9 protein-coding genes, 14 tRNA genes and 1 rRNA gene (2 of these 24 running past the window's edge) are annotated in these 10,000 nt (G+C 37.2%); 22 read left to right on the top strand and 2 right to left on the bottom strand.

The genetic code is table 11. The annotated features are described in order from the left end of the window. From LREU_RS02990 to LREU_RS03055, 14 genes are all read left to right on the top strand, one after another. Positions 1 to 20 (top strand) — tRNA-Arg (locus tag LREU_RS02990) (it extends 54 nt beyond the left edge of the window). Positions 21 to 25: 5 nt separating this feature from the next. After that, positions 26 to 99: transfer RNA gene (locus tag LREU_RS02995), tRNA-Pro, on the top strand. 30 nt (positions 100 to 129) lie between these two features. Beyond that, positions 130 to 203, top strand: a tRNA-Met gene (locus LREU_RS03000). Between the two features lie 15 nt (positions 204 to 218). Beyond that, positions 219 to 292: transfer RNA gene (locus tag LREU_RS03005), tRNA-Ile, on the top strand. A gap of 52 nt (positions 293 to 344) precedes the next feature. Next, positions 345 to 432: transfer RNA gene (locus tag LREU_RS03010), tRNA-Ser, on the top strand. 8 nt (positions 433 to 440) lie between these two features. Further along, positions 441 to 514 (top strand) — tRNA-Met (locus tag LREU_RS03015). Between the two features lie 4 nt (positions 515 to 518). Next, positions 519 to 593, top strand: a tRNA-Asp gene (locus tag LREU_RS03020). A 9-nt stretch (positions 594 to 602) separates the two neighbouring features. Next, a tRNA-Phe gene (locus LREU_RS03025) sits at positions 603 to 675 on the top strand. A gap of 15 nt (positions 676 to 690) precedes the next feature. Beyond that, positions 691 to 761 (top strand) — tRNA-Gly (locus LREU_RS03030). A gap of 9 nt (positions 762 to 770) precedes the next feature. Next, positions 771 to 845, top strand: a tRNA-Ile gene (locus LREU_RS03035). A gap of 2 nt (positions 846 to 847) precedes the next feature. Continuing rightward, positions 848 to 935, top strand: a tRNA-Ser gene (locus LREU_RS03040). Between the two features lie 4 nt (positions 936 to 939). Continuing rightward, positions 940 to 1,011 (top strand) — tRNA-Glu (locus LREU_RS03045). 10 nt (positions 1,012 to 1,021) lie between these two features. After that, positions 1,022 to 1,095, top strand: a tRNA-Met gene (locus tag LREU_RS03050). 4 nt (positions 1,096 to 1,099) lie between these two features. Continuing rightward, positions 1,100 to 1,174: transfer RNA gene (locus LREU_RS03055), tRNA-Asp, on the top strand. Between the two features lie 188 nt (positions 1,175 to 1,362). Here the strand turns inward: LREU_RS03055 and LREU_RS03060 are convergent. Beyond that, on the bottom strand, positions 1,363 to 1,854 hold the full coding sequence (locus LREU_RS03060; RefSeq protein WP_003666876.1) for a hypothetical protein: 492 nt from the start codon (positions 1,852 to 1,854) through the stop codon (positions 1,363 to 1,365). Between the two features lie 247 nt (positions 1,855 to 2,101). Between LREU_RS03060 and spxA the strand changes: the two genes are divergently transcribed. The 4 genes from spxA to LREU_RS03080 all read left to right on the top strand — a co-directional run bounded on the left by spxA (position 2,102) and on the right by LREU_RS03080 (position 5,796). After that, complete coding sequence (gene spxA, locus LREU_RS03065) at positions 2,102 to 2,503, top strand: transcriptional regulator SpxA (RefSeq protein ID WP_003666877.1); 402 nt, start codon at positions 2,102 to 2,104, stop codon at positions 2,501 to 2,503. Between the two features lie 125 nt (positions 2,504 to 2,628). Continuing rightward, a complete protein-coding gene (locus LREU_RS03070) occupies positions 2,629 to 3,300 on the top strand; it encodes an adaptor protein MecA (protein ID WP_003666878.1) in 672 nt (223 codons plus the stop codon). A gap of 83 nt (positions 3,301 to 3,383) precedes the next feature. Further along, complete coding sequence (locus LREU_RS03075) at positions 3,384 to 4,418, top strand: competence protein CoiA (protein WP_003666879.1); 1,035 nt, start codon at positions 3,384 to 3,386, stop codon at positions 4,416 to 4,418. 1 nt (position 4,419) lies between these two features. Continuing rightward, positions 4,420 to 5,796, top strand: a complete 1,377-nt coding sequence (locus tag LREU_RS03080) for a C69 family dipeptidase (protein ID WP_003666880.1) — start codon at positions 4,420 to 4,422, stop codon at positions 5,794 to 5,796. A 71-nt stretch (positions 5,797 to 5,867) separates the two neighbouring features. Here LREU_RS03080 and LREU_RS03085 read toward each other — a convergent pair whose 3' ends face one another. Beyond that, complete coding sequence (locus LREU_RS03085) at positions 5,868 to 6,506, bottom strand: DsbA family protein (RefSeq protein ID WP_003666881.1); 639 nt, start codon at positions 6,504 to 6,506, stop codon at positions 5,868 to 5,870. A gap of 164 nt (positions 6,507 to 6,670) precedes the next feature. Between LREU_RS03085 and LREU_RS03090 the strand changes: the two genes are divergently transcribed. The 4 genes from LREU_RS03090 to LREU_RS03105 form a co-directional block, all read left to right on the top strand. Then, a complete protein-coding gene (locus LREU_RS03090; RefSeq protein WP_003666882.1) occupies positions 6,671 to 7,324 on the top strand; it encodes a GTP diphosphokinase in 654 nt (217 codons plus the stop codon). A 3-nt stretch (positions 7,325 to 7,327) separates the two neighbouring features. Further along, positions 7,328 to 8,140, top strand: coding sequence for an NAD kinase (locus tag LREU_RS03095; RefSeq protein ID WP_003666883.1), 813 nt, complete (start codon positions 7,328 to 7,330; stop codon positions 8,138 to 8,140). Beyond that, complete coding sequence (locus tag LREU_RS03100; RefSeq protein ID WP_003666885.1) at positions 8,140 to 9,045, top strand: RluA family pseudouridine synthase; 906 nt, start codon at positions 8,140 to 8,142, stop codon at positions 9,043 to 9,045. The genes LREU_RS03095 and LREU_RS03100 overlap by 1 nt, the downstream gene beginning before the upstream one ends. Before the next feature lie 510 nt (positions 9,046 to 9,555). Next, a 16S ribosomal RNA gene (locus LREU_RS03105) occupies positions 9,556 to 10,000 on the top strand; it runs 1,131 nt beyond the window's last position.

The following is a 10,000-nucleotide window of genomic DNA, read 5'->3' on the forward strand; positions in this document are numbered from 1 at the left end:
TTCGACTCCTTCTGGGTGCATTTTTCGGGAAATAGCTCAGCTTGGTAGAGCACCTGGTTTGGGACCAGGGGGTCGCAGGTTCGAATCCTGTTTTCCCGATTTATAAAATTAATATATTATTAGTTTTTTCGCGGTGTAGCTCAGCTGGCTAGAGCGTCCGGTTCATACCCGGGAGGTCGAGGGTTCGATCCCCCCCGCCGCGATTGGCTGGCTGTTTTGGACCTTTAGCTCAGTTGGTTAGAGCAAGCGGCTCATAACCGCCCGGTCGTAGGTTCGAGTCCTACAAGGTCCATCAGAGATTAGCTTTGATGAATCATTATTGTTTAATCTTATTAATTCATTATGGAGGATTACCCAAGTGGCTGAAGGGGGCGGTCTTGAAAACCGCTAGGCCGTGAGAGCGACGCGAGGGTTCGAATCCCTCATCCTCCTTATATTATCGCGGGGTAGAGCAGTCTGGTAGCTCGTCGGGCTCATAACCCGGAGGTCGTTGGTTCAAATCCAGCCCCCGCAATTTTGGTCCGTTGGTCTAGTTGGTTTAGGACGCATCCCTGTCACGGATGAGATCACGAGTTCGAGTCTCGTACGGACCGTTTATATTTGGCTCGGTAGCTCAGTTGGTAGAGCAACGGATTGAAGCTCCGTGTGTCGGCGGTTCGATTCCGTCCCGCGCCATTAACTTAATATTATGCGGGTATAGTTTAGTGGTAAAACCACAGCCTTCCAAGCTGTTGTCGCGAGTTCGATTCTCGTTACCCGCTTTTAGATATGGGCCTATAGCTCAGCTGGTTTAGAGCGCACGCCTGATAAGCGTGAGGTCGATGGTTCAAGTCCATTTAGGCCCATTGGAGAAGTACTCAAGTGGCTGAAGAGGCGCCCCTGCTAAGGGTGTAGATCGCGCAAGCGGTGCGAGGGTTCGAATCCCTCCTTCTCCGTAATGACCCGTTAGTCAAGTGGTTAAGACACCAGCCTTTCACGCTGGTATCGTGGGTTCAAATCCCGCACGGGTCATCTTTATTATCGCGGGGTAGAGCAGCCTGGTAGCTCGTCGGGCTCATAACCCGGAGGTCGTTGGTTCAAATCCAGCCCCCGCAATTTTGGTCCGTTGGTCTAGTTGGTTTAGGACGCATCCCTGTCACGGATGAGATCACGAGTTCGAGTCTCGTACGGACCGTATTAATTAGTGATAGATAAAAACTTCCTACGTATAGGTGGGGAGTTTTTTTATTGGCCAAAGTAAACAGTTGATAAAAATACAGATCAAAAAAACAGGACCATGAATTACCGAAAATGCTAATTCATGGTCCTGCTGTAGGTATCAGTTAAATACCATTGGCAAATGCCCTTATGTTATTCTACTTATTAAAAAATGGGTTTGTAAATTTCATCATAGTAACTATTGTCTGACCCCATACTGGTGAAGTTCTTTAAAGATGTAAAGGTTTCGCTTTCCTTCCATGCAGTTAAGGCTTCAAAATCAGCCCAAGCAGTCAGTAAAACTAAAGTAGTAGCTTCCGCTTTATTATCAACGCTAAGCATATAACCACCATTCATGTCAGCTGGTTCAGTTAATACCTTTTGAAGTGTATTATAAAGTAGCTTTTGACGGTCACCGTTTACTTGAAATGATTGGTAGTAAAACATTCCATTTAATTGAGCATCTAGCGTTGAATCAAGAGTTGTTAATTTTACTGGTGATTGAAAAATAGTATCTTTTCCAGAAAGGTCAAATAATGCTAATTTTCTTGTATGAGTAGTTGCCTGCATTAATTTAAAATGACGTTCGGGATATTTATCAATGATTGATTGTAAAATTTGTCGTGAACCAAATGTTAAGCTAATTTTTGTTAACATATTAATTCCTCCTCAGAAGTTAGTAGTCATACTTATTATAGTACAACTTAATGTAAAATAATTAAATTGTAAATTTTATCTACTTTATTTTTGCTAAGACATAAATGGAAAATATAATAGTAAGATAGCTTACAAAAAGTCAATAATTTTTGTTATATCGCTTTAATATTAATTGAATAGGGAGTATAATAAAAAATGTATTAATGAATGTTCTAGTTTAACTTAATAAAGGAGGCCACTAAACGAAATGGTTACACTATATACGTCTCCAAGTTGCACGTCTTGTCGTAAAGCACGTGCCTGGCTAAAAGAACATGATATTGCTTTTAAGGAACGGAATATTTTTTCTGAACCATTGTCTTTAAATGAAATTAAGAATATTTTACGGATGACTGAAGATGGTACTGAAGATATTATTTCAAAGCGGTCTAAAGCTTACCAAAAGTTGAGTGTAGATCTTAATGATTTGTCAATGAAGGCTCTGTTTAAGTTAATTAGTAAAAATCCAGGATTGTTACGACGTCCGATTATTATTGATGATAAACGGCTTCAAGTTGGTTACAATGAAGACGAAATCCGTCGCTTCTTACCTCGAAAGGTTCGTGAACTTGAACTAGTAGAAGCTCAAGAAAAAGCAAATATGATTTAACTGATAGAATATGGAAAGTGATATGCTTTCCTTTTTTTATTCTTTTAACCGAGTAACTTTACTTTTAAGCGAAAATCCTTACAATAGAAGTAACATCTAGTTTTGGTAAAAGGAGGTGCTGCTCAATGGAGATGGAACGCATTAATGAAAATACTATTCGCGTTTTGGTAGATAATGATGATTTATCTGCTCGGGGTATCACTATTCTAGACTTACTTGGCGATCATCAGCAAATTGAGGATTTCTTTTATAGTATCCTAAAAGAAGTAGATACTGATCACCAATTCCAAAACAACGATGCGGTTACTTTTCAGGTGATGCCCACTAATAATGGCTTAGAATTATTTATTAGTAAAAATGATTCTAATTTTGCTGGGAATGAACAGCATGGACCAATTAATGACCAGGTGTCCAAATATATTAAGCAACATTTGATTCAAAAAAATAGTCCGGATCAAGATCAAAGAAAAACAGCGATTAATGATTCAGAGGATAATGAGATTCAACATACTAACTGGCAAGTAATTACATTTGATTCTTTTGAAGATTTGATTGATTTTGCGAAAATTGCTGAGAGTGATGATGTTTCATCATATTTATATAAGTACAATGATTTGTATTATTTAGCAATTGCTTATTCTGATTCTATTTTGAACAGTAATGATGTTAAAGATCAACTTGCTCTTGCTTATGAATATGGAAACCCCACGGCAACAACGGTTGATTTTCTAAGTGAACATGGAAAGAAAATAATGTCAGTATCTGCCTTGCATTTAATTCGACACTATTTTGAATAAGCTGCGTTTGAGTTCATACTCAACGTAGCTTTTTTTCGTGCAAAATTGATTAATTTCCGTATATAAATATATAGGGGGATTAAATGTTAATTGCAGTTCATAACGATCAATTAGTGTTGGCTGGAAACGCCAAAAGCGATATGGCATATTATTGTCCAGGATGCGGGCAGGGAGTGATCTTGCGACGAGGAAAGCATAAGATTACTCATTATGCCCATAAGAAGGGAAATGACTGTGGCTTTAGCGAGGGTGAAACGTTAGAACATTTAAAAGGAAAAAAACAGATCTATCAATGGGCACAAAAGCATCATTGGAATCCGCAATTAGAAGTTTATTTTCCAACAATTGCTCAACGGCCAGATATTCTTTTAGAAATTAATGGGCATACTGTAGCAGTTGAATTTCAATGTAGTCCCTTAAGCCTTGAAAAGTTATTAGCACGTAATGAAGGGTATCGCCAGTTAAGAATTCCGGTTTGGTGGATATTAGGATCACCTTATTTGCGTAACTTGAGGAATAAAAAAATCGTGCAGTTTACGCAAATTTTTAGAAAACAGTTTGTTCTCTTATTTTGGGATGTGAAAAGGGCGCAATTAGTTATTAATCAGAAATACTGGCGTTGCTCCTATAGCCGGTTAAAGTATGATAAAAAGACTATTTTAATGGAGCAGATTGAAATGTTGGAGAAGAAACAGTATCATTTTCCAAGTAAAGAAATAAGAGAACTATCATTAACTACTTTAAGACTTACTGGTCACGCTTTATCAGAATGTCCGTTGGTATGCCATGATCTTATTGCAAGTTGGCCGGCAATGTCTATTCCAATAATTATTTGGCGAATTGGTGTAATATTAGAGATAGAGAAATTCCCTTTATTTTATTCTTGGGGGGATAAGGAATGGAAAAACTTATTAATGAAGGTAAATAAAAGCGACTGGCTATTCCCCGGTTGTTTACCTCCAGAAACGATTCGCAATATTATTATCAACCAATATACAAACGAATTAATTGCCTTTAAAGTAATTTATAGGGAGGATAATCATCTTATTTTAATTCATCGTCCACAATGGTTTAATGATGCACAGTTAAAACTACAGCTGGTTAAAAGGAGATCATAATATGCAACATACATGTACAATGTTTTTAGCAGGAAAGAATGCAACGATTGATGGGTCAACTATAGTTTGTCGTGAGGAAGATTATGGTAATGCATTTAATCCTCAAAGATTTGTATTAGTAAAACCAGAAAGACAGCCACGTCAATATCAAAGCAAAACAACTGACTTTAAAATTGATTTACCAGTTCCTAAGCTAAAATATACTTCTACGCCAGATGCTGACGATAAAGATGGAATTTTTGGTGCAGGCGGTATCAATGGTGTAAATGTTGCGATGAGTGCGACTGAAACTATTACTACTAATGCCCGGATATTAGCAATAGATCCTTATAACACTTTATCTGGAATTGGCGAAGAAGATTTTGTAACATTAGTCCTTCCTTATATTAAGAGTGCTCAAGATGGTGTTAAGAAACTAGGAAGTTTATTAGAAAAGTATGGTACTTATGAGGCTAATGCGATAGCTTTTAGTGATAATAATGAAGTGTGGTATATGGAAACGATTGGCGGTCATCATTGGGCAGCTGTTAAAATTCCTGATAGTGCCTATGTGATTGCTCCTAATCGATTTAACATTACTAATTTTGATTTTGACGGTCCCAACACAATGAGTTCACCAAATTTGAAACAGTGGATTGATCAAAATAAGTTAAATCCTAGCGAGAATGAATACAATTTACGACGTATTTGTGGAAGTGCAACTGCTACTGATACTGTCTACAACAACCCACGAGCATGGTATGTTCAGCAGCAATTAGGGACGATAAATGCTAATCCGCAAAGTAATAACCTTCCATTCATCTGTTATGCAAAAGAAAAGCTTACTGTAACTACAATCAAGAAGTTAATGAGTTCTCATTATCAAGGGACAGCTTTTGATCCATATCATTTAGAAAGAGATAAAGCACCATTTAGGTCAATTGCATTAAACCGAAACTTAGAATTACATATTTTACAAATACGTAATAATGTTCCTGCAAGTATTGCTGGTGTCCATTGGTTGGCATTTGGCCCTAATACTTTTAATGCTGTGGTTCCCTTTTATGCAAATATTGACGATACCCCAATCCCTTATCGAAACACTAGTACTGAATATTCAATAGACGATATGTATTGGCTCACTCATACAATTGCTGCGCTTGGGGACCAAAATTATCGGCAAGCACAGAGTATTGAAGAAAACTTTGAATTGCAAGTAATGGCAAAAACAATGAATGTTCAAAAGAATACGGATAAGGAAATAGCAGAACACCAGGATGTGAGTGCATTTTTAACCACAATTAATAATCGGATGGCCGAAACCGCAGTGGACGAAAGCAAAAAATTACTAGGGAAACTAGTAAAGCTTACTTTTTCAAGAGAACGATTACAATTCTAGGCAGAAAATAAAAAAAGAGGTTGGATAGATGGTGCAATAATGAAAGACCAACTTTTCCAATCTCTTTTTTATTAATTATTATTTTGTATAATTTGTAGCTTTGGTGGACGATATTGGTTCACAAATTCATCTAAGGATGCAGATCGAGCCAATTTTCGGCTTTTAAATGCGTTTATTAAAGTATTATAGTCAAAATTTGGAATCATTAGGCCGTAATCAGAATCTTCGGTGTTAAAAACGACTGCGGTAGCCGTTTCTGATACGCCTAGATTACTTGCGATTTTTTGATCTTGACGGAAAGCCTGCTTAGCAAGTTGACTTTGCCGATCCTCAAAAAACATTTCTAAGTCAAGGTGTGAATCATGTGCAATTTTATTAATTAATCCATCGTTGTAATCCAAGCCTTGGTTAATCAGCGCAGATTGTAATTGTAAGAGATAATGCCGTCCACGTTTTCGTCCTTGGAAGAGGGCTGCTTTATAATCTAATATTACTTGATTAAGGGTTTTTGATACTTGTTGTCTTGCAGCAAGATCATGGGGATTAAGATGATAATATTTAAGTGTGCTATCGATCGTTTTCATATTGAATAGTGGTACAAATTGGTAACTAATTTTTGTATTTAAATCACGATCAATTTTTAACACGTCTTTTTCACACCGTAAACAGCGCATTCCTAATGGATTCACAAAAAGATGAAGTTCGAGCATAATTAACCCCTCCGATCATTTGTATACTCAAAATCCTAATCCTGTGAACATAATTATTTTTGCAAATATCTAACTATTTGTAAAGAATTTAGTTTTAAGATAATTACAAGAGTTATTATTATAAATGTGCTAAAATATACGGAGATTTAACAGGAGGCTGAATTATGATTGAAGATTGGCAGCATTTTTTATTGCCATATCAGCAGGCCGTAAATGAACTAAAAGTCAAATTACGGGGGATGCGAAAGCAATTTCAAGACCAAACGCAACATTCTCCGATTGAATTTGTAACTGGACGAGTAAAGCCAGTTGATAGTATTAAAGAAAAAATGATTAGACGACATGTGCAAGAGGACCGCCTTGAGCAAGATATGCAAGATATTGCCGGTTTGCGGATCATGTGTCAATTTGTAGAAGACATTTATAAGGTAGTTGACTTATTACGGCAGCGAAGTGATATGACTATTTTAGAGGAACGTGATTATATCACCAACGTTAAACCAAGTGGATATCGTTCCTATCATATTGTTATTGAATATCCGGTCCAATTGATTACTGGAGAAAAAAGAATATTAGCTGAAATTCAGGTGCGAACCCTTGCGATGAACTTTTGGGCAACGGTAGAACATTCTTTAAATTATAAATATCAAGGTGAGTTTCCTGAGGAGCTATCTGCAAGGTTGCAAAGAGCCGCAGAGGCAGCGTTTAAGCTTGATAATGAAATGTCAGAGATTCGAGAAGAAATAAAGGAAGCACAGACATTATTTTCTAAGCGGAGGTCAACTAATTCTATTAATGAAGATGAGTTAAAGGAGTAAGTTATGAGAATTGGAATATATAATAATGAAACAGCAGAATCTCAACGAGTGACAAAGGTTTTAAAAACCGAAATGAAACGAGCAGGTTTAACTTATGTCGAAAAAAATCCAGAAGTTGTAATAACAATTGGTGGTGATGGCACTTTGTTATCAGCTTTTCATCATTATCAAAAAGATTTAAATAACATTCGCTTTGTTGGAATTCATACTGGGCACTTAGGATTTTATACGGATTGGCGGAGTTTTGAAATTGATGATTTAGTTGATAGTTTAGTAAAAGATAGCGGACAGGCAGTTTCATATCCCTTACTTGATATGAAGGCTACTTATTCTGATGGGCAGATAGAGAATTATATTGCACTTAATGAATCAACAATTCGGAATGTTACACGAACAATGGTATGTGATGTGTTTATTAATAATCATCTGTTTGAAAACTTTCGGGGGGATGGTTTATGTATTTCAACTCCAACCGGTTCAACTGCTTATAATAAATCAGTCGGTGGTGCCATTGTCGATCCAAATAGTGTTGGCTTTCAGTTAGCAGAAATGGCTTCACTTAACAACCGGGTTTTTCGGACCCTAGGCTCACCGATTATTTTTGGTGCTGATGCTGAGTTAATTTTGCGTTTGCGTGATGAAAATGGTCATGTGCTTACATGCGACCGTGATCAATGGATGCTTAAAAGCGAGAAAGAACGGTATCTGACTGAATTATCTTATAAAGTATCCAAGCAACGAATATATTTTGCTCAATATCGGCATAATAATTTCTGGAATCGAGTAAAAGATTCATTTATTGGTGGAGTGCATTAATGAAATTTAATTGGATATACGATCATCGCACACCACGGAAATTACGATCGGCATTAAAAATGTATGGGGTTTCTTCTTCGTTATTAAAAGTAGCCATATACCATGGAGGAAAAATGCAAATAAACGGGGTAGATAAGTGGGCCGTTGATACTGTTAATTACCTTGATAAGGTAACATTAATCCTCCCTCCAGAAACTGCTAATGATAATGTGGATGTCAGTGAGGCACCTATCGATATTATTTATGAAGACCAGGATTTTTTAATAATGAATAAGCCGGCAGGAGTAGCAACAGTTCCGGCTCATAATGTTCCGGTAGCCGATAGTTTGGTGAATCGGGTAAAAGGCTACTATAAGCGCCAAAATTATGAAAATCAGGTTACCCATGTTGCGACACGTTTAGACCGTGACACCAGCGGCTTAGTTGTTTTTCCTAAACACCGATTTGCTCACGCTGTCCTCGATGAACAGTTAAAAAAACATTTAGTTAAGAAAAACTATCTTGCTCTAATTAAAGGAAAAGTTCCTGCAGAGCATGGTTATATTGATGCGCCGATTCAACGCGATCCCAATTCATTTGTAAAAAGAATGGTAGGGAAAGAGGGGAAAGCATCTGTAACTGAATACTGGCGCCAAGAATGTAATGTTCAAGCAAGCCTCATCAAAATTAGGTTGCATACAGGTCGGACACACCAAATTCGCGTTCATTTTGCTAGTCTTGGTTTTCCATTAATTGGCGATAAAATGTATGGTGAAGAATCAGGATTAATTGCTAGACAAGCGCTCCATTGTTATTGGCTAAGCTTTTATAGTCCATTTAAAGGTAAAAATATTACTGTTTCGGCACCATTGCCAAGTGATTTCAAAAACGCTAAAGATGATCTTTTAAGTACAAAAAATTATTAGTAATTGAACTAATTAATAGAAAATTGCCAGGAGATAAAATTAATTTGCTTACTGGTAATTTTTTTATAAAAAAGTATTGCAAATAATAAAAATATAGGGTAGAATATAATTCCTGTCATCGATAAGGCATGAGTAAATGATCATATCTATTAAGATTATTAAGAGTAAATATGGTTGTAAAGTCAATGATTTTTGAAATATTTTATAAAAACTGTTGACATCTACTTGATGACATGATATATTAATAAAGTTGCTGATTGAGTTATCAATCAAAAGGGATTCAAAATTAATTAAAATTTCTTCTTGACAAGCCGATCTGATACATGTTATAATAAATATGCTGATTGGATGCTTGATTAGCCAACAGGTAGACCTTTGAAAACTGAACAAAGTTTCGACGAATCAAATGTGTAGGGTCTTCAATCACGATGTGATTTGAAGCAAAACATTTGCGAAGTCAATTCGCTTAATAACAAAGATAATTGAGAGCTATTCAAGTTCTTATATATTTTATATGAGAGTTTGATCCTGGCTCAGGATGAACGCCGGCGGTGTGCCTAATACATGCAAGTCGTACGCACTGGCCCAACTAATTGATGGTGCTTGCACCTGATTGACGATGGATCACCAGTGAGTGGCGGACGGGTGAGTAACACGTAGGTAACCTGCCCCGGAGCGGGGGATAACATTTGGAAACAGATGCTAATACCGCATAACAACAAAAGCCGCATGGCTTTTGTTTGAAAGATGGCTTTGGCTATCACTCTGGGATGGACCTGCGGTGCATTAGCTAGTTGGTAAGGTAACGGCTTACCAAGGCGATGATGCATAGCCGAGTTGAGAGACTGATCGGCCACAATGGAACTGAGACACGGTCCATACTCCTACGGGAGGCAGCAGTAGGGAATCTTCCACAATGGGCGCAAGCCTGATGGAGCAACACCGCGTGAGTGAA

Origin of the sequence: Limosilactobacillus reuteri subsp. reuteri, from assembly GCF_000016825.1 — a bacterium.
Lineage (GTDB): Bacteria > Bacillota > Bacilli > Lactobacillales > Lactobacillaceae > Limosilactobacillus > Limosilactobacillus reuteri.

What these genes read in the sequence shown, in the direction of transcription:
- LREU_RS03100 (WP_003666885.1), top strand. Translation starts at nt 8,140, where the DNA reads ATGAAATTTAATTGGATATACGATCATCGCACACCACGGAAATTACGA.
- LREU_RS03085 (WP_003666881.1), bottom strand. Translation starts at nt 6,506, where the DNA reads ATGCTCGAACTTCATCTTTTTGTGAATCCATTAGGAATGCGCTGTTTA.
- LREU_RS03095 (WP_003666883.1), top strand. Translation starts at nt 7,328, where the DNA reads ATGAGAATTGGAATATATAATAATGAAACAGCAGAATCTCAACGAGTG.
- LREU_RS03060 (WP_003666876.1), bottom strand. Translation starts at nt 1,854, where the DNA reads ATGTTAACAAAAATTAGCTTAACATTTGGTTCACGACAAATTTTACAA.
- spxA (WP_003666877.1), top strand. Translation starts at nt 2,102, where the DNA reads ATGGTTACACTATATACGTCTCCAAGTTGCACGTCTTGTCGTAAAGCA.
- LREU_RS03090 (WP_003666882.1), top strand. Translation starts at nt 6,671, where the DNA reads ATGATTGAAGATTGGCAGCATTTTTTATTGCCATATCAGCAGGCCGTA.
- LREU_RS03075 (WP_003666879.1), top strand. Translation starts at nt 3,384, where the DNA reads ATGTTAATTGCAGTTCATAACGATCAATTAGTGTTGGCTGGAAACGCC.
- LREU_RS03080 (WP_003666880.1), top strand. Translation starts at nt 4,420, where the DNA reads ATGCAACATACATGTACAATGTTTTTAGCAGGAAAGAATGCAACGATT.
- LREU_RS03070 (WP_003666878.1), top strand. Translation starts at nt 2,629, where the DNA reads ATGGAGATGGAACGCATTAATGAAAATACTATTCGCGTTTTGGTAGAT.